This window comes from Fulvivirga lutimaris (genome assembly GCF_009711525.1).
GTDB classification, from domain to species: domain Bacteria; phylum Bacteroidota; class Bacteroidia; order Cytophagales; family Cyclobacteriaceae; genus Fulvivirga; species Fulvivirga lutimaris.
The window spans coordinates 22,673-41,688 of the sequence record NZ_SMLV01000416.1; the positions used below are offsets into that span (position 1 = coordinate 22,673).

Consider the following 19,016-nt stretch of genomic DNA (forward strand, 5'->3'; position numbering starts at 1 on the left):
TTTTTCCGGCATGACGAGGTATGATCGGTTGATCAAGCAATCAACTACAACCCATTAAACCACTCTTTAAAAGCATTTACTTTTTCACGAGCTACAATGATCTCTTTATCCAAATCAATAGATGGGGAGATTTTTAACCTACTATTAGAATAAACCACAACATCTTTTATGGCATTGATATTTGTAATAAACGACCTGTTAGCACGATAGAATAGGGAAGGGTCTAAAATTTCATCAAGCTCCTCCAGTTTATAATCAATGATAAATTTTCTTCTTTCATTGGTTACGAGATAAACATCACGTCCTTCTGCATAAAATAAGGCTATATCATCTGCAACAATAGATCTTATGTGCTCACCCAGCTTTACCATAAATCTGGTTTTGTAGGTCTTTTGCTGCAGTTGTGCCAGGGCCTGAGAAAGATCAATAGCTGGTTTAGCGTTGCTACCAAAGTTCTTTTTTAGTCCTTCCAGTTTGTTGAGGGCCTGGCTCAGGTCATCAAAGGTAATAGGCTTAAGCAGGTAATCGATGCTATTGACCTTGAAGGCATCTATGGCATATTCATCAAATGCAGTAATGAATATTATGGGTTTTTGAATGCTCACTTGCTCAAAAATCTCGAAGCTCTTGCCATCTATCAGCTGGATATCCATAAAGATAAGGTCTAGCTCATCCTGATGTTGATTCAGCCATTTTACACTGACGGCCACTGAAGTGAGTTTTTCTAAAACCTTGATGTCCGTATCATACTTAGCTAAATAGCGCTCAAGTTTTTCAGCGGCAGGCACCTCGTCCTCAACTATAAGTACATTCATTTATTAATATTAGATTTTAAAGCCAGCGAGCAATATTGACAAATTTTTACGACCATTGAAAATCAAAAAATAACACTAACCTCTTCCGAAGTTAAGGGTTCTTCCATAACTGCCAACATCGGTATTTTAACATAATTTTGATCATAAGCCCTTACATGCACTACTGGTTTTTCGCTATAATAGCCATAAGAATTCTGAATCTTATCCAAGATATCTTCATCCATTGGGCTTAACCTTTCATTAAGGGCATATTCAATTACAATATAACCATCCGCTTTTTCATACTCTATTGAAATCTGTAGTGGGTTATATTTATTGATGATTGTCATTCTGATAGCTCGTTCAACTAAAATGGAAAACGAACCCGGTACCGCAGGTGCATCCAGAATAGTGTCAGGTAAATTAGACTTTAACGTAATCTTATTGTCGAACTTGTAATTAAGTAAATGGACAATGTGATTCGCAGCTTTTAGTTCAGAAGCCAAAGTGGTGAATTCCGTTTTCTTGTTGCTGAGTATGTAACGGTAGACTGATGACAGGTGATCAATATACTCTTCGCTCTCATCAGCATCTCTATGAACGAGCGAAATCAATGTTTCAAGGCTATCATAAAGCAATGTGGGGTTTACCTCATGTTTGAAATTTCTAAGCTCATTTTCAACCATATCAGTTAATAGCCTTTCTTCATTTAGCTGCGATATGTTTTGCTTTTGGAGGTAAAGGTGGCTGAAAAACAGCAGGTTGTATAATAAACTGGAGACACCGAAAATAGCGTTAAAGATGATCAGCTGCGTGTCGGTAATGCCGAACTGTACGATGTATTCAAAGTAGGCTGATATGCTTACCGAGACCGTGATATTAGTAACAAGTACTCCGATAAGTAATTGAATTAAAATCTTGTTGCCCAGATACGTGGTATCAAATTTATTAAGCAGAATAGCATTTAGCCTGAGCACCTCTGTTACCAAATAACTCAAACCAATACATACATACACCTCCTGACTGCTGAATATTGAAGACAGCTGTCTGATATCATTATTGATAAGCAATATCATCAGGTAAACGAGTATGCCATATACTGGTGGAATTAGTAACCTGAAAAAGGCGTTATTTATTATCATCTTTTTCATGCTGACTTGGCTGTTCTATTTTGGATAACTGGAAGCATTACCGTGTATTTCTGAGCATCATCTATACGGATGTTTCTGGAGGTAAAAAATTGATACCTCTTGATAATATTTTCTAAGCCTACATGCATAGAGTGCACATGTATAGGTTTTTCAGTCTTGGTATTCGTAATGCTAATATCTGTATTGTCAATGGCGCTGATATATATGCTAAGCGGCCTATCTTTTGAAATTACATTATGTTTCACTGCATTTTCAACCAACATTTGGAGCGTTAATGGCGGTATTTTACTGTCCATAATATTAGGAGGCAGGTTGATATCGAGTTTCAGGTTATTCTCAAATCTGACTTGCAGTAAGTAGTTATAAGACTTAACAAACTCTATTTCCTGTTGAAGGGTCACGAACCTCTTGGCGTTATTATTTAATATGTACTGATAGGTAGAGGCGAGCCTTCTTATAAAATCTTCTGCAAGGTGTGGGTCTTTAAAAATTAAAGATGAAATGGTATTGAGACAGTTGAATAAATAGTGTGGGCTCAGTTGCGACTTTAAAGCCTCAAATTGTAACTCGAGCTGCTTCCTTTTATTTTTAGCCCCTTCTATATGTACTACATTGTACTGGTGGTAAGAGTATAATGCAAAATTGATAACCGTGTAAATTAGAATACCTATGATAGTTAATATCAAAAGCTTGGCAATCACATCATAATGAACCTCTGTGTATTCTTGAAAAGCCAACTGTGGTGAGTCGATTTTAAGGAAAATGACACCAATAGTACCAAGTATTAAAAAGGTGATAATTGCATTGATGATGAAGCCAAGAAAAAAACGACCTGATAAATTCTGACTCCATGATACCAGCTTATTTAAAAAAGTATCGGAATAGTAAAGCGCAAGACCGATGATGTTAGTAGTCAGCGTACACAGGGCGAAATATCCCAGGTGACTACCTAAAGAAGGAAAGAGTCCCTTTTCGCTATAGAATAAATAAATGAAATAGGTAATGCCGATGAATGAACTTATGCCGATTCCAAGCCAGAGCTTTCGCATTTTTCCGTAAACTAGAGAGTGGTAAATGGCCATGATAAGCCCAATCTAACAATTTCAGTATTGATTAGAAAGCTTATCATGTCCTGTTGTTATTGAATTCTTTTGAGTAGAATATATTTAATCAATCGCCTTGACCGCGCGACCGTAATATGTATCAGATCCTATTCTTCGAGCGGCATCTCTATAAGCCTTTTTAACATCTTCATCACTGTCTTTAACATGATCTGCCAAAGAGGTAAGTGCTTCTGATAAATAGTAATCACTGTCTATTTCACTAGCTGCGCCAAGAAGTGCAATGAGTGTTTTCTTTTCTATTCTACTGGCTCTGGAGGCATTTTTAATTATTTCTGCGGCATAAGTAGAAGAGCTCATGTCAGCTATGGCTTCAGAAAGTGCAGCCATAGTATTTTCACCAATTTTCTGATCGCGCATCATTTTTGAAAGCACACTGGATAGGTAGTAATCAGAACCCATATTTCTATTGAGCAATTTAACCATGTTGGTCAACACTTTTTCATCAAGTCTGCTATCAAGCATATCGCTAAATACCTGAGACATATAATAATCTGAGCCTATCTCAGAAATTGTCTCCATTAAGGAGTTATAAGCTGCTTCTGACAGGCCATCTTTTTTCATAGCTTTACTTAAAATCTCAGATTGGTAATGATCTGAGTCAATACTGCCAGTGGCCTTTATGATTTGATTTAGTGCATTGCCACTAAGATTTCTCATACTAAGCAACTCACTAAGAACTTCTGATTGATAATAGTCTGAATCAATATCGGAAACAGCGTACATGATTTTTGACATTACGGCCTCAGAAGGAGCAGTGCCAGTAAATGCTTTTTTAAGTACCTGAGATTTGTAGTAATCGCTATCAATTTTGGCTACCGCATCAAAGTAGGCTTCTCGGGTGTTGTCTTTAGTCAGAAATTTATCGCTTGTATCCTCCAGTAGTTGAGCTAAGTAGTAGCTTGAAGAAATCTCTCTAGACAACTGAGAGATTGCCGAGATTAAGTCATTGTCAGTCAGGCCTGGTTTTTGAAATAAAAGCTTACCATAAATGGATTGCACATAGCTGCTTTCTATTCTTGAAATTTCATTCATTACAGCGTTTACACCACCTTGTTTGAAATACCGGTTGATTCTGCTTTTCGCTGCAATACCAGTTGATCTTACCAAATCAGGCAATATCTCCTCTAACCATTCTCTTCCTTCAGGCTCCCAATCTACCTTTGATCGACCTTCGTAATATTCTTTTACAAGCTTACCTGCTGAAGGCTCGATAACAATTGACCGTTTGCTACCGAATGTTGTTTTACTTACTTCGAAATATCCGCCAGGTGCTATTGCCGTAATATCAGTATCACGAGCATTGACCTCAATATCACCCCTATATTCTACATTGAAGCTTTTTAATCCGCCAAACGTGAGCTTGGTGGTGCGATGCTTGCCGCTAGATAATTTTGAATCGTAACTGTTCTCATCATGTACGGTTAAGCCTTGACCTGATGTTGAGAAATTGACCATTAACATCAGTGCGAGTAACCATGTTGTTATTTTGAGTTTTTGACCTTGAGTATTCATAACTATATAATTTGTGTTCGCTTTTGATTACGATACAATGATGGGATATAGTTTCACATTCTTATAACAAGATGTACTGAACTGCAGGATTGTTGTACTGAACTGTAGAAAATAAAAAAGGCCAGCGTGAAAGCTGGCCTTTTTACTATAGCTTGTTCTTTTTAAATGGGTAGATTCGTTTTGAAAGTTTCGTACCCGGTGTCTCCACTTAGAGATGTGTCACATCCTATTTCTGATGCTTTAGCTGTAATATCTGCTACTCTAGTCACTGGACTAGGGTGTGTACTTAAAAACTCAGGGGTACCACCTGCGGCTCCTTCGTCCTCTAGTTTTTGGAAGAAATTCTTAACTCCATCACAAGCATATTTTGTCTTAGCGTTGTACTCTACCGCTCTATCATCAGCCTCAGCTTCAAACTCTCTGCTAAAACTTAAACCCGCTACAGTACCAGCAATTTGTCCCGCTATTTGCGTTAGTTGTCCTGCATCCTGACCCAGAAGAATACTTAATAAAATTTGAACACCATATTGTTTTTGTAGATTACGGCTGGTATGTCTTAAGTCAGCATGTGCAATTTCATGTCCCAAAACTCCAGCTAAATCATCTGCCTCATCCAAATATTTGATAAGGCCCGTGTATACATAAATATATCCTCCGGGAGTTGCAAAAGCATTTAATGTTTCGTCACCATGAATAATGTTAACAGCCCATACGAATTCATCTCTATATGCAACGTCTCCATTATTTAATATTTCATTTACCATACCATCCAAATAAGCATATGCATCAGCATACTCTGCTCTGTCTAGAATAGGGTAGGTAGCGGGGTCAGCAGCTATTTCACCGCTTACCTGTTCACCAAGTTTTTTGTCATCCTCCACAGTAAAAAGTGGAACAAAATTGTTGTTTTCATCACATGCACTGAATGTCAATAGACCTCCTAAAACAATTAAAGCCGATAGTACTTTTATTTTACTCTTTGTCATCATAATTCAAATTTAGTTGTTTTTGATTTAACCAAAACGATGCCATTTATTTAATCCAAGTTTTTTACGACAGTTTATTTATCAAATTAATAGTATTTCATGGTTGACATACTATTTTTGCACCATGGCAGAACAGATTTTGATCCTAGACTTCGGCTCTCAATACACGCAACTAATTGCCCGGAGAGTTCGAGAACTAAATGTTTACTGCGAAATCCACCCTTATAACAATATTCCCGAGATTACTGATGATGTAAAAGGAGTTATCCTTTCTGGTAGTCCGTGTTCTGTTAGGCAGGAAGACGCCCCCGATGTTGATCTTGATTTATTTAGAAAAAAAGTACCGCTACTAGGTGTTTGCTATGGAGCTCAACTGATGGCCCAAAAGGGTGGTGGCAAGGTTCTTCCTTCTAAAATCAGAGAGTATGGCAGAGCTAAATTGTCAAAGTCAGATCAGCATAATGATTTGATGAAAGAGATCACTCTCGATTCTCAGGTGTGGATGTCACATAGTGATACCATTTCAGAATTACCTGATAATTATGAGGTAATTGCCAGCACACCTTCAGTGGCTGTAGCGGCTTATCATATTAAAGGTGAAGAAACTTACGGTATTCAGTTTCACCCTGAAGTAACTCATTCTACACAAGGCAAAGAATTACTAAGAAACTTTGTAGTTCATATTTCAGGCTGTTCTCAAGACTGGACACCAGATATATTTGTTGAGGCTACTGTAGCCGAGCTAAAGGAAAAATTGGGAGATGATAAAGTAGTTATGGGGCTTTCTGGAGGTGTTGATTCCTCTGTAGCAGCTACGCTTATTCATCATGCCATTGGCAAAAACCTATATTGTATCTTCGTTGACAACGGACTCCTTCGTAAAAATGAATTTGAAGAAGTTTTGGATTCATACAAACACATGGGGCTGAATGTTAAAGGAGTTGATGCAAAAGATAAATTCTACGATGCGTTAAAAGGGCTATCAGATCCTGAAGCTAAGAGAAAGGCGATTGGCCGTGTTTTTATTGAAGTCTTTGATGAGGAATCACATAAGATAGAAAATGTGAAATGGTTAGGACAGGGTACTATTTATCCTGATGTGATAGAATCTGTATCTGTTAAAGGACCATCTGCCACAATCAAATCGCACCATAATGTTGGTGGGCTTCCTGACTTCATGAAATTGAAAGTTGTTGAGCCATTGAACACATTATTTAAAGATGAAGTGCGTTTGGTAGGTAAGACCTTAGAAATAGATCAAAAGATACTTGGCCGTCATCCTTTCCCGGGACCAGGGCTAGGAATTAGAATTCTGGGAGATGTTACTGCTGAAAAAGTAAGAATACTTCAGGAAGTGGATTATTTTTTCATCAACGGTTTGAAGAAGGCAGGGCTTTATGATGACGTATGGCAAGCAGGAGCAATGCTATTACCAATTAACTCAGTTGGGGTTATGGGTGATGAAAGAACATATGAGCAGGTAGTGAGCCTAAGGGCTGTAACCAGTGTGGATGGCATGACAGCCGACTGGTGCCATTTGCCATATGAGTTCTTAGCAGATATCTCGAATGAAATAATCAATGGAGTGAAAGGCGTAAACAGAGTTGTTTATGACATAAGCTCAAAACCACCGGCAACCATCGAGTGGGAATAATTGATCAAAAAACAAATGAATAGACTTATACATCTTTTTGTCGGGCTTTTATTATTCACTGGAGCGCAAGCTCAAAGCAATTGGCAGCAGCAATACATCAATGCAAAATCATTCTACACAGAAGGTAAATATGCATTGGCTATGGAGGCATTTAAGCCTCTAATTGAAGAATCTGAGGGTAACTATTTTTCTACCTATTCATCGTTTTTCTATGCTGTAAGCGCTTATAAAAGTGGTTATGTGCCGATGGCCAAGAATATGATGCTTCAGATTAAAAGCAAGTATCCTACCTGGACAAAGATGGATGAGGTAAACTACTGGTTGGGTCTTTTCTACTTTGAAGAAAAACAGATGAACCAGGGACTTAACGTTCTTAAGGGGATAAAGGACAAAAAGATCAAAGAGGATGTAGAAGCGCTGAAATATCAATATATAAGCAGGATTGAGGATATTGTGGCATTGCAGGCATTCTATGAACTGCATCCTGAAGAGAAGGTAGCTGCTAAGCTTTTGGCTCATAAAATTGCTGCCCTTCCACTAGTAGATCAGAATAGGAAACTTCTCAATGACATTATAGAGAAGTTTGATATGGATCCAGGGCTTTTTGATATGCTAGAGATTGAAAAATCTGAGAAGAAAGACGAATACAAGGTGGCTGTTATCATGCCTTTTATGGCTGCTGACCTTGAGCCTAATGAACGTAAAAAGGTGAATCAATTTGTACTGGATCTTTATCAGGGAATACAGTTAGCGGCCGATACTTTAAGAGAGGAAGGTATTAATTTGAAGCTGTTTGCATACGATTCCAAAAGAAGTAAGAAAACGACAGAGGAGATTTTGGCCAAAGAAGAGATGCTGGGTATGGACCTCATTATAGGGCCATTATACTCTCAATGTATTGAAGTAGTTAATGACTTTTCTTATAAGAATAAGATCAATGTTATCAACCCACTTTCTTCGAATTCCGATGTAATTGGTCAAAACCCATTTGCTTTTTTATTCTCGCCTAGTAATGAAACTGTAGGTAGAAAATCAGCTGAGTATGTTATTGATAATGTCAATAAGAAGCCTGGAGTTATCATTTTTGAAGATGATCCTACCCAAATCGCTATTGCCTCGGCTTATGCTAAAAGGGCAGCGCAGGATAGTCTGAATATTATTGTAGTAAAGAAAATAGAAAAAGGAGGCTCAAGAGAGGTGTTGGATATGCTCTTAATTGAGAATGCTAGAATTAGAGATGCCTCATCTGAAGAAGCAAAAGAAAGATATGAGATTCAGCTTGATAGTATCGGCCATATCTTTGTTGCGACTAATGACAATCTTATCTCATCGAAAGTCCTTAGTGCAGTAGAAACGCGAGGAGACTCGATTACAGTAATTGGTTCTGTGAACTGGCTGGAGATGCCTGTGATCAAGTACGATATGTACAGCAAATTAGGTACAGTTCTTTATGCACCCAATTATATTGTAAATAGTACGCCAGCTTACCAGGCTTTTAGAGATAGCTATATTCAAAAGCACAAGGACGTTCCTAACAAGTATGTGGAGGTAGGCTATGAGATAATTCAGCTCACTGGCCGTGCGCTGCACCAATACGGAAAGTATTTTCAGCTTGGCTGGAAGGAAAATGGTAAAGTGCCAGGATATTTATCTGCAGGTTTTGATTTCACCCTTTCCAATGACAACCTTCAGGTGCCAATGCTGACCTTTGATGATGAGGAAGTTTATTTAAAATTAAAAAACTAACATGACGATTGATAAGAGCAGAAGCCTTTTTAAAAAGGCCAATGAATTTATTCCCGGAGGTGTAAACTCGCCAGTAAGAGCATTTAAAGCTGTTGGTGGTGATCCTGTATTCATTAAATCAGCTAAAGGAGCTTATTTATTTGATGAGGATGGAAATAAATATATAGAGCTTATCAACTCATGGGGGCCTATGATATTAGGTCATGCAAACGAAGAAATAGAGGAGGCCTTGCGAGGTGCTATCTCGTCATCTTTCTCTTTTGGTGCGCCAACCAGAAAAGAAGTGGAAATGGCTGAGCTGATTGCCAGTATGGTTCCTTCTATTGAAAAAGTGAGAATGGTGAACAGCGGTACTGAGGCTACGATGTCTGCAGTGCGTTTGGCAAGAGGTTTTACGAGTAGAAATAAGATTATAAAATATGAAGGATGTTACCATGGACATGGTGACTCATTTTTGATAGCTGCAGGAAGCGGTGTGGTTACTATGGGTGCACCGGACAGCCCGGGAGTAACGCAGGGTGTTGCTAATGATACACTTACTGCTCCATTCAATGATCTAGAGGCTACTAAAGAACTAATAGATAATAACAAAGATGAAATAGCAGCCATTATTTTAGAACCTGTTGTAGGTAATATGGGCTGTGTCTTACCGAAAGAAGGATTTTTAGAGGGGTTGAGAAAACTGTGTGATGATCACGGTATCATTCTCATCTTCGATGAGGTGATGACCGGTTTTAGATTAGCCAAAGGTGGAGCACAGGAATACTTTGGTGTTAAACCCGACCTTACTACTTTGGGTAAAATCATAGGTGGCGGAATGCCTGTTGGTGCTTATGGCGGAAGAGCTGATATTATGGATTATGTTTCTCCATCTGGACCGGTTTATCAGGCTGGAACGTTGTCAGGTAATCCCATGGCTATGACTGCAGGTTTGGCCATGCTTAATCATCTAAATAATCATCCTGAGGTTTATACTCAATTAGAGGCAACTGCTAAAAGAATTACCTCTGGTATTCAGTCTAACCTAGATGCGATGGGGCTGAACTACACCATTAACCAGATCGGCTCTATGTTTAGTCTTTTCTTTACCGATGTTAAGGTGACCAACTTTGAGGAGGCAAAGACCAGCGACACCGAATTGTTTGGGAAGTATTTTAAAGGGATGCTTGAAAAGGGTATTTACCTTGCTCCTTCTCAGTACGAGTCTTTATTTTTATCTACATCTATTACAGACGAGATTGCTGATCAAATTGTGCTTGCCAACAAAGAGGTGCTAGCTGATATCTTAAAACAATAAAAGGGAAATCAACAGCTCAGCAACAAAAAAGGTCATTATCAAGGAAAAGTATACTGCTCCTACGAGGTTGAACTTGATAAATGTTTTAAGCCACTTCTGCTTATACACTTTCATAAATGAAATGTAGGTATATGTAGATACCCCGATAAAACTAATCGCTCCAAATGCAACCTGTAGGTCTTCATCGGCAATCATATAATGGATAATGATTAAACTCACACCATAGATAAAATAAGCAAAGGAGTGGAGGTGTAGCGCATGTATTAAATGCTTAATGTATAATTCCTGCTTTCTTCTAACATATAGAATCTTTAGCACCAGTGCGAATAGTGGTATCAACAACAGCATCATCAAAGGCAGGTTTTTCAAAATGAACTGCACTATTTGTTCATCATCTGCTCTTTGAACTCTAATGGATTGTTTCACCATCAACACTTGAAAATCAGTGGCGTTTTCAGGTACATTTAAGGAATCATATAAGCTTTGATCAGATATGGATCTATCATATTTGTATTTGTTAAACTTATTATAATCCAGTTTATCAAAAATATCGAAGATGGTCCCTTCTTCAGAGTCTATAGTTATGGGAGATAAATTTTGATTGCTAGCTATTACACTATCTTTCAGTTCTTGCCGCCTTGCTATGCTTTTAATGTCAACGGCCAAAATTGAATCTCTAAAATCCTGAGAAGATTCTATAAACCCATACTTGTACAAGCCAGCGCTATCAAGGTCTTTAGTTATTTCCTCCCTTTCTTTCTCAGTAATATTGGCGAGTAATGCCTTTTGAAAAGTATTAAAATCTCTTAATGTATCTAACTCAATATAAATTTGTTCTTCGGTCTTCTGATACATGTTTCTTTTAAAATTCCTGTTCTCTTTGGCCGTAACACCTTCTACAGATTTAAACCCTCTTTGAACATTTACCACTCCACTACCACCTTCATCATCATCTTCTTCTGCGGCAATGCTTCCTCCAACAATGGAAATGATAAAGAAATAGAAGATAGAAACAATCAGATACAACCTAATGGGGTGTGCATAAGAAGCACGTTTACCCTCAATATATTGATTGGTTAAAAACCCCGGTTTAATGAAGAAAGGCTTTATTGACTTAGCAAACTTTGAATCAACTGCTAAATAAGTGTTGAAAAAATCCCCAAGTAAGGTTTTAACTGAAACATTGCTATTATTATTTTCCTGGCCGCAAATGGGACAATAATTATAAACGCTATCAAGATTGGCACCGCAGTTAAGGCAGTTATTAGACTTTCTTCTTATTTTCATTAAGCTCGATATTCGAAAAGTACTGGTTTTGAATAATTTACGAAAAATACAATGCTTTTTGGAGTTACCAAACATTAGGAGGCAGATATAAAGGCTAAAGACAGTATTTTACTGGTTATAAATTGAGTAAAAAACATGATCTTTAGTACATTACGTGTTGATGTAACCCATTTTTTATTATTTTTATACTTTAGAACTGGTCTATGGAAAACGTAGATTTACTTTTTTAACTTGAAGCTGTGAAAAGACAACACTATTTTTTAATCGCTTTATCATTTTTTGCTGCCATGTCAGCCACTGCTCAAAAAAGAGCGGACCAGAATCCTGTTACTTACGAAGAACTGTATGACGAGCCTTATGAGATCAATAAGCTGTTCGTTCAGTTTCAGCCAATTTATGGTGAAATGTTTGTAACTAATGTTAATGCGGGGTTTGGACTTGAGGTGGCCTATTATATGGCTGACAAAATGGACTTCAGAGTTCATGCGAGAAAGACCTATACTCAGAAATTTGACTTATCAAGAGATATTGCGGACAAGAACAGTAATGTGGCTAATATCCCTAATGTATATAACTACTATGAACTTGGGGCAACTTATCACATCAAAGATTTTGATGAAAGCTCACAAACTAAAATGTACTTATATAAGAAGAGCTACAAAGGAGATAAATGGGCTGCCAGAGTGCCTTTGAATGTTGAGATTCCGTGTAAAGTGAGAAAAATATATGGTGCCCGTTTAGGAGGACTTTATTTTGACAGCGCATTTGATGTTAATCGCGCCCTTGATAAACAAGACAAAACAACTGATGTATTGGTAGAAGAAGGAACGGGAGCAATAATACCTTCTACGTTTACTGATGGCAATGGAGAAACTGAAGACCTAACGATATTTAGCAATATGTCAACCGCTGGGGTTTATGTGGGTGGATCAATGACATGGATCAAAAACGTGGCTGTTGATTTTGATAACAAATATGTGGAAGGTGTTGATGATCTGATTTTTACTGCATTTTTAGATTTCTTAATAGCGCCAACTTCCGTAGATGACATCATGTACAATGGCATTACTTATTCTTCAGAAGAGATAGAAACAAGCATTTTAGGTTTTAGATTGGGTATGGATGGTAAGTTTAACAGAACACTTAGCTGGGGTTATGGTGGAGAGGTAGGAGTTAGACCTGGAATCAAAGGCAGAGGCTTTTATGCTTTGGTAAAAATAAGCTTCCCTATCTACAGTACTAACTTGAATTATTCAGTGGAAGCATTCGGAAAATAAGCAAATTATAAATATTAGAGACAAAAGGCTGACAGATTACTGTTGGCCTTTTTTATTTTTGGGTTATGGACATTCTTATTAAAAATATCAAAGGACTCGTGCAAGTCCGTGAGCAAAGTTTGAAGTGGGTAGCAGGTGCCGATATGGCGAATCTTCCTGTCATAGAAAGTGCCTACCTCCATATCAAAGATGATAAAATTGCTGATTATGGTGGGATGGATGCTATGCCTTCTGTACATGCAGATGAAGAAATTGACGCCACAGGTCGCTTTGTTTTTCCATCTTTTGTGGACTCACACACACATTTGGTATTTGCTGCCAGTAGGGAAGAGGAGTTTGTCTATAAGATAAAAGGAATGTCCTATGAAGAGATAGCAGCCAAGGGTGGAGGTATATTGAACTCAGCAAAGAAGCTGCAGGGTACCTCTGAAGATGAGCTTTTTGAAAGAGCAATGGTGCGCGCTAATGAAATTATTGGTTTTGGTACGGGTGCTGTTGAAATCAAAAGTGGTTATGGTTTAACAGTAGAGGATGAAATGAAGATGCTTCGTGTGGCCAAGCGCATTGGTGAAGAAACTGCACTGGCAGTAAAAACAACTTTTCTGGGGGCTCATGCCGTTCCTAAGCACTATGCCAAAAAGCAGGACTATATTGATGTGGTGGTAAATGAGATGATACCCGCGGTGGCCGAAGAAGGGCTGGCTGACTATATTGATGCCTTTTGTGAGAAAGGTTTTTTCACACCTGATGAGACCGAGTTGATCATGGAGGCAGGCAAGAAACATGGGATGAAGCCGAAAATACATGCCAACCAGCTTAGTATAAGCGGTGGTGTACAGGTAGGGGTAAAAACAGGTGCTTTGAGTGTAGACCATTTAGAGGCTATGGATCAAGAGGCTATAGCTGCTTTGGTAGGCACGGAGGTAATGCCAACGATGCTGCCAGGAGCGGCTTTTTATTTGGGTACAAGCTATCCTCCTGCTCGTGATATGATTAATGCAGGACTGCCGTTGGCACTGGCTACAGATTATAACCCTGGAAGTGCACCATGCGGAAAAATGGCCTTTATGTTATCACTGGCTTGTATAAGAATGAAAATGACTCCAGAGGAGGCCATTAATGCTGCTACCATCAACACAGCCTATGCCATGGACTTGTCAGACACTTATGGCTCGATAACCAAAGGCAAGACCGCAAGCGTCTTCATTACTAAGAAAATACCATCTTATGCCTTTATACCCTATGCTTTTGGTAGTGATGTAATAGATCAGGTGATATTGAAGGGGAAGGTTGTAAATTAGGAAAGAAACATTGGTGAAATTGTGAGCATGCTTGCTATATTGTTGTTAGCATTTACTTTAAAATCATGAAATCAAAACTATACCTACTAGCTCTAGTCCTCCTAGCCTGTTCAACAACAAAAACTATAACACTGGATGAAATAGCCGAAAGCTATGTTCGTCTGGTTCTTGAAATTGGGCAGTATGAAGAAGGATTTGTTGATGCGTATTTTGGTCCAGAAGAACTGAGACCGACAACAGAAAAATTAGATTCAGTGCCTTATCAAAAGTTCATTGACCGATCTGAGAAATTACTGGTGAATCTGGATCAAATCGAAGAAGCACAATTGTCAAGAGATGATAAAGCAAGAAAGCGTTTCATTGAGAAACAACTTATTGCAGTTAGAACCAGCTTAGAGAAATCAACAGGAATAAAATATTCATTTGAAGAAGATGCGCGATTACTTTATGACGCTGAATTACCAGTTCATGGGTATAAGTATTATGATAGTCTTGTTAATGTCGTTCATGAATATTTTCCGGAAGAGGAAGACCTGCTCTCAAGGTTTTTGACTGTTGAAGAAAAATATGTAGTTCCTGCTGATAAATTAGATACTGTGATGAGAGTCGCTATCAAAGAAGCGCGAAGAAGGACAGCTCAATACCTCAACCTTCCTAAAAGTGAAAATTTTGAATTGGACTATGTATCTGATAAGCCTTGGGGTGCATATAATTATTACTTGGGGAATAGCCAAAGTAACATAGATGTCAACACTGATAATCCAATTAGCATTTTTAGGATTCTTGATTATGCAAGTCATGAGGGTTACCCTGGGCATCACGTTCACCTCACCATTTTGGAACAGGAGGTGGTGAATGGAAAAAATTGGATAGAATTTTCTGTTTTTCCTACCAGAAGCCCCATTGCCTTGGTTGCAGAAGGAATAGGCAATTACGGAGTGAGTGTGGCTTTTCCTGAAGAAGAGCGCATTTCATTTGAAAAAAAGGTGCTGTTCCCTTTGGCAGGGCTTGATACATCTTCAGTCGATGAAGATTACAAATTGCTTTCTATGAAACGAAATCTGAGATCAGCTGGAATTGAGATTGTCAAAGATTATGTCAATGGAGAAATTACTCGCGAAGAAGCATTGGAATTAGGAGAAAGATATCTCTATTCAAACAGACAAACATCCAGTACGTTGAGATTTGTAGAAAATTCCGGTGCATACATCATAAATTACACGCTTGGTCAACAACTAGTTGAGCAATATGTTCAGAATCAAATGGAAGGTTCTAAAGATCAAACCAAGCATTGGATGAAATTTAAAGAACTATTAACAACCCCTCATACTGCGAGTAGCCTGCAGTTGGATTAAAAGAATACCTTATCTTTCGCCATCAATTTAAAACACAATAAATTCATTATGCGCGTTAAATGTTTATATGCTTTGCTATTTATTGGCTTGTTCATTAGCTCTTGTCAGAACGACTCTAAGCCTCAGGCTGACGTCAAAGAAGCTTCACCACTCATCGGTACCTGGAAGTTGTTGACAGGTACCATCATCCAAGGGAATGATACAACCATTACTGACTATACCATAAATGCAGATTTTATAAAAATAATCACCGATACTCATTTTGCTTTCATAAGACATGATTTGGGTATGGACAGTGTTGCTGTTTACGTATCAGGAGGTGGCAGATGCGAAGTAAAGGATGATAAATATATTGAACACCTCGATTTTTGCAATTATAGAGAATGGGAAGGCCACACTTTTAGCTTCGATTTTGAAATTACTGGAGATACCTTAACCACCAAGGGTATCGAGAAAATAGAAGGTCTTGGAGTGGAGCAGTTTAATATCGAGCAGTATGTTCGGGTGGAATAATTTCTTGGATACTACTCTTTGCCTTGGCTCGTGTCCTCACGATTCAATCTTTTTAAATGCTACGTTGTTCTTATAGCATCAGCTCATATTTCGTGAAGACACGGAACATGGCTCAGGGACTGAACTTGCTGAGCGTTAATTATAAAGGACTTTGAGGATACAATCAAACCTCTTTAGCCGAAAGCTCGCTTTCTAGGCTTTCTATACGCTCCAAATACTCCTGCTCTTTGCGGTGCATTTCTTCTTGTGTAGCCTGTAACTCTTCCATGTTCTGGCGCATTTCTTCTTCCTGAGAGCGCATCTCTTCTTCGTTCTGCTGCGCCATTTCCAGTAGCTCTTTCGTTCTTATGGTGTTGTTGGCATTGATAATGGCTGATGCCAGAATCTCACCCAGTTTCTCCAGAAACTCAATCTGATAGTCTTTAAACTCAACAAACGAGGCCAGCTCTAATACACCCTCAATGCGGTCATTGGTTTTAAGAGGAATGATAATAATGTTCTTCGGCAATGCTTTTCCAAGCCCGGAAGTGATGTTTAGATAATCTGTAGGTATGTCACTTAACCTTATGGTGTCACCCTCAATAAAAGCTCTTCCAACAAGTCCCTGACCTATATTTACTTTCTTTTCAATAAACTTCTTACGTTCAAAGGCATAGCAGGCGCTCAGCTCAAGGTATTCTTCATCATTATCGGTTTTAAGCAAGAACAATCCTCCCTGATTACTTTCAGTATATTTTACCACTTCAGCTATCAATATCTGGCTCATCTTCTCAAGGTTATCCTGATTCATGCGGACCATTTCACCAAATTTCGAAATACCTTCAGTCAACCAAAACCTACGGGATTCTTCTTCCTTTACTTTACGCATTTGCTCCCGCATGGTAATCAGCTCGCCACTTATGGTTGTACTATTCAGGGCCTTATTATCTTCATTCATTCCTTCCCACTTCACGTCAAGATCAGCTTTGGTAATGCGCTGTATAAACCCGGAGGCTTTTCTCAGATTCACTATAAGACTGTTGATAATATTCTCCTGATCGGTTTTTGCATCCGAAGCGGCTTCTCCACTATTGAATACATATTTTTTATTACTTTCTTCAAGAGAAGAGAAAAGGTTTCTAAGTGCGTAATCATTTCTGCGCATCCTTCTGAGGGCAAATAGTAATACGGGAACACCAATGAAGAGAAGCACTATGAGCGATACAAAACTGAGTCTGGTGGAGTTTTCATAGGCACTTTTAGATTCCTGTTCCATCCTGCTGAAGTATTGGTTCAGCGAGGTTGTTACTACAATATACTTTTGATAAAGGTACAAGCCAGGATCTTTATTAAACACTTCAGCGGCCGCTTCACGATTTCCATTGCTAATGTCTGCAATGCCTTTGGTTACCAATTGTTCATAGAGCTTAATTTCATCAACGACATAGTCAATACTGTCTATAGCGGGAAAGCCATACTTTATGGCCATAGATCTTAGGTTGTTAAGGTTATCAGCATAACCACTCATAGCAGAAGTATAGGGTGATAAAAAGCCTTCCTGTTCAGACATATAGTACCCTCTGAGCCCCAAATCCATCAGTGTCACATTATTGGCAAGCCCTTCAATATAGCTTGTCATGGCCGCATGATCTTTTATAAACTCATTTCTATCTTCAAGTACCTGTCTGCTCCAGTAGGATAGTCCAACTGCGATAATGATGAGAAAAAACACTACTATGATGCTGATGCGTATTGCGTAGTATTTTATAAAATCTATGAATTTTTCCATGAAGCGACATCTTGAATGATACCTTAATTTCGGTATAAAAAACCTTTGCAGCAATACTATTCGACATAAAAAGGGCTGAATCAAAAAAAATCAATTTTGATTCAGCCCTTCCATATGATCTGCAATCGAAGTTGAGGGTTAGCTATCTTTCAGGCTTTTCATATCTATGACAAAACGATACTTTATGTCAGCATTCATAACCCTTTCATAAGCCTTGTTTACATCCTGAATATTAATGGTCTCAATATCACAAACGATATTATGTTCGCCACAAAAATCCAGCATCTCCTGAGTCTCTTTAATGCCGCCTATTAATGAACCTGCTATGTTTTTTCTGCCTGTAATAAGCAACCCACCATGCATATCTTCCAGAGGCTCAATGGCGCCTACCAGGCACATTGTAGCATCACGCTTCAATAATCTCACATAAGGGTTTAGGTCATGCTTAACAGGCACTGTGTTTAATAGAAAATCAAAAGACCTACTATGCTCTTTCATAGCCGCTGTGTCTTTTGAGATAAGCACTTCGTGAGCTCCTAGTTTCTTAGCGTCAGCACTTTTTGATTCGGAAGTGGTAATCATAACTACATGCGCTCCAAGTGCATTGGCAAACTTAACACCCATATGACCTAACCCACCAAGACCGATGACACCCACTTTATCACCTTTCTTAATCTTCCAGTGTCTTAAAGGAGACCAGGTAGTGATACCTGCACACAGCAATGGAGCTGTGGCTTTAACATCAATATTTTCAGGTATTCTTAGAACAAAGGCTTCTTCCACAACAATGGTTTCTGAATAGCCGCCAAAAGTATGACCTCCTAAATCTTTGTCTTTACCATTATAAGTGCCAACGGCACCATTCTCGCAGTATTGCTCCAGATTTTCTTTACAGGAATCGCAAGTGTGACAAGAGTCAACCAGACAACCCACACCAACTAAATCGCCCACTTTAAATTTGCTCACACCACTTCCTATTTCCATGACCCGGCCTATAATTTCATGCCCGGGAACGGAGGGGTATTTAGTACCTCCCCAGTCGTTATGTACGGTGTGAATATCACTGTGGCAGATCCCGCAATATAGGATATCGATTTTTACATCAGTTTCATTAACGGCTCTTCTTTCTATATTAAGTGGGGTTAAAGGTGCTGTACTATCAGCTGCCCCGTATGCTTTCACCTGACTCATTGTTTATTAATTAAATTTTGAATTGATTCTATCTATTTCTTAAAAGTTATTAAGGTTAAA

15 protein-coding genes are annotated in these 19,016 nt (G+C 38.5%); 7 read left to right on the forward strand and 8 right to left on the reverse strand.

The features are described 5' to 3' along the window. Positions 1-44 precede the first annotated feature (44 nt). From E1140_RS16040 to E1140_RS16060, 5 genes are all read right to left on the reverse strand, one after another. Positions 45-815, reverse strand: coding sequence for a LytR/AlgR family response regulator transcription factor (locus E1140_RS16040; protein WP_155186138.1), 771 nt, complete (start codon positions 813-815; stop codon positions 45-47). A 62-nt stretch (positions 816-877) separates the two neighbouring features. Next, a complete protein-coding gene (locus tag E1140_RS16045) occupies positions 878-1,945 on the reverse strand; it encodes a histidine kinase (RefSeq protein ID WP_155186141.1) in 1,068 nt (355 codons plus the stop codon). Then, complete coding sequence (locus E1140_RS16050) at positions 1,942-2,994, reverse strand: sensor histidine kinase (RefSeq protein WP_185153634.1); 1,053 nt, start codon at positions 2,992-2,994, stop codon at positions 1,942-1,944. The genes E1140_RS16045 and E1140_RS16050 overlap by 4 nt, the downstream gene beginning before the upstream one ends. 117 nt (positions 2,995-3,111) lie before the next feature. Next, a complete protein-coding gene (locus tag E1140_RS16055) occupies positions 3,112-4,581 on the reverse strand; it encodes a hypothetical protein (protein ID WP_155186147.1) in 1,470 nt (489 codons plus the stop codon). Positions 4,582-4,742: 161 nt separating this feature from the next. Continuing rightward, positions 4,743-5,570 (reverse strand): M48 family metalloprotease, encoded by an 828-nt coding sequence (locus E1140_RS16060; protein WP_484494448.1) that lies wholly within the window; start codon positions 5,568-5,570, stop codon positions 4,743-4,745. Between the two features lie 121 nt (positions 5,571-5,691). Between E1140_RS16060 and guaA the strand changes: the two genes are divergently transcribed. Genes guaA through hemL form a run of 3 tightly spaced genes read left to right on the forward strand, consistent with a single transcriptional unit; the run spans position 5,692 to position 10,264 of the window. Further along, complete coding sequence (gene guaA, locus E1140_RS16065; protein WP_155186152.1) at positions 5,692-7,221, forward strand: glutamine-hydrolyzing GMP synthase; 1,530 nt, start codon at positions 5,692-5,694, stop codon at positions 7,219-7,221. A gap of 15 nt (positions 7,222-7,236) precedes the next feature. Beyond that, entirely contained in the window at positions 7,237-8,967 is a 1,731-nt protein-coding gene (locus tag E1140_RS16070; protein ID WP_155186155.1) for an ABC transporter substrate-binding protein, read from the forward strand. Between the two features lies 1 nt (position 8,968). Beyond that, the gene (gene hemL / locus E1140_RS16075) at positions 8,969-10,264 is read left to right on the forward strand and encodes a glutamate-1-semialdehyde 2,1-aminomutase (protein WP_155186159.1); all 1,296 of its coding nucleotides are present in this window, start codon (positions 8,969-8,971) and stop codon (positions 10,262-10,264) included. Here hemL and E1140_RS16080 read toward each other — a convergent pair. Next, positions 10,253-11,551, reverse strand: a complete 1,299-nt coding sequence (locus tag E1140_RS16080; protein WP_185153635.1) for a DUF3667 domain-containing protein — start codon at positions 11,549-11,551, stop codon at positions 10,253-10,255. The two genes, hemL and E1140_RS16080, sit on opposite strands and share 12 nt — an antisense overlap. A gap of 239 nt (positions 11,552-11,790) precedes the next feature. Here E1140_RS16080 and E1140_RS16085 point away from each other — a divergent pair, with 239 nt between their 5' ends. The 4 genes from E1140_RS16085 to E1140_RS16100 all read left to right on the forward strand — a co-directional run bounded on the left by E1140_RS16085 (position 11,791) and on the right by E1140_RS16100 (position 15,997). Then, a complete protein-coding gene (locus tag E1140_RS16085) occupies positions 11,791-12,828 on the forward strand; it encodes a hypothetical protein (protein ID WP_343034259.1) in 1,038 nt (345 codons plus the stop codon). 65 nt (positions 12,829-12,893) lie between these two features. Next, positions 12,894-14,129, forward strand: a complete 1,236-nt coding sequence (gene hutI, locus E1140_RS16090) for an imidazolonepropionase (protein WP_155186165.1) — start codon at positions 12,894-12,896, stop codon at positions 14,127-14,129. A 65-nt stretch (positions 14,130-14,194) separates the two neighbouring features. After that, positions 14,195-15,484 (forward strand): hypothetical protein, encoded by a 1,290-nt coding sequence (locus tag E1140_RS16095; RefSeq protein ID WP_155186168.1) that lies wholly within the window; start codon positions 14,195-14,197, stop codon positions 15,482-15,484. Positions 15,485-15,532: 48 nt separating this feature from the next. Then, positions 15,533-15,997: a lipocalin-like domain-containing protein gene (locus E1140_RS16100; RefSeq protein ID WP_155186171.1), complete on the forward strand. Its 465-nt coding sequence runs from the start codon at positions 15,533-15,535 to the stop codon at positions 15,995-15,997. 163 nt (positions 15,998-16,160) lie between these two features. On the opposite strand, the gene E1140_RS16105 is transcribed toward E1140_RS16100, so the two are convergent. Next, positions 16,161-17,765: a GAF domain-containing protein gene (locus E1140_RS16105; protein WP_155186174.1), complete on the reverse strand. Its 1,605-nt coding sequence runs from the start codon at positions 17,763-17,765 to the stop codon at positions 16,161-16,163. Positions 17,766-17,903: 138 nt separating this feature from the next. Beyond that, complete coding sequence (locus E1140_RS16110; protein ID WP_155186177.1) at positions 17,904-18,956, reverse strand: NAD(P)-dependent alcohol dehydrogenase; 1,053 nt, start codon at positions 18,954-18,956, stop codon at positions 17,904-17,906. Between the last annotated feature and the right edge of the window lie 60 nt (positions 18,957-19,016).

Coding starts and splice junctions, on each gene's coding strand:
- E1140_RS16040 (WP_155186138.1), bottom strand. CDS start 815: ATGAATGTACTTATAGTTGAGGACGAGGTGCCTGCCGCTGAAAAACTT.
- E1140_RS16045 (WP_155186141.1), bottom strand. CDS start 1,945: ATGAAAAAGATGATAATAAATAACGCCTTTTTCAGGTTACTAATTCCA.
- E1140_RS16050 (WP_185153634.1), bottom strand. CDS start 2,994: ATGCGAAAGCTCTGGCTTGGAATCGGCATAAGTTCATTCATCGGCATT.
- E1140_RS16055 (WP_155186147.1), bottom strand. CDS start 4,581: ATGAATACTCAAGGTCAAAAACTCAAAATAACAACATGGTTACTCGCA.
- E1140_RS16060 (WP_484494448.1), bottom strand. CDS start 5,570: ATGATGACAAAGAGTAAAATAAAAGTACTATCGGCTTTAATTGTTTTA.
- guaA (WP_155186152.1), top strand. CDS start 5,692: ATGGCAGAACAGATTTTGATCCTAGACTTCGGCTCTCAATACACGCAA.
- E1140_RS16070 (WP_155186155.1), top strand. CDS start 7,237: ATGAATAGACTTATACATCTTTTTGTCGGGCTTTTATTATTCACTGGA.
- hemL (WP_155186159.1), top strand. CDS start 8,969: ATGACGATTGATAAGAGCAGAAGCCTTTTTAAAAAGGCCAATGAATTT.
- E1140_RS16080 (WP_185153635.1), bottom strand. CDS start 11,551: ATGAAAATAAGAAGAAAGTCTAATAACTGCCTTAACTGCGGTGCCAAT.
- hutI (WP_155186165.1), top strand. CDS start 12,894: ATGGACATTCTTATTAAAAATATCAAAGGACTCGTGCAAGTCCGTGAG.
- E1140_RS16095 (WP_155186168.1), top strand. CDS start 14,195: ATGAAATCAAAACTATACCTACTAGCTCTAGTCCTCCTAGCCTGTTCA.
- E1140_RS16100 (WP_155186171.1), top strand. CDS start 15,533: ATGCGCGTTAAATGTTTATATGCTTTGCTATTTATTGGCTTGTTCATT.
- E1140_RS16105 (WP_155186174.1), bottom strand. CDS start 17,765: ATGGAAAAATTCATAGATTTTATAAAATACTACGCAATACGCATCAGC.
- E1140_RS16110 (WP_155186177.1), bottom strand. CDS start 18,956: ATGAGTCAGGTGAAAGCATACGGGGCAGCTGATAGTACAGCACCTTTA.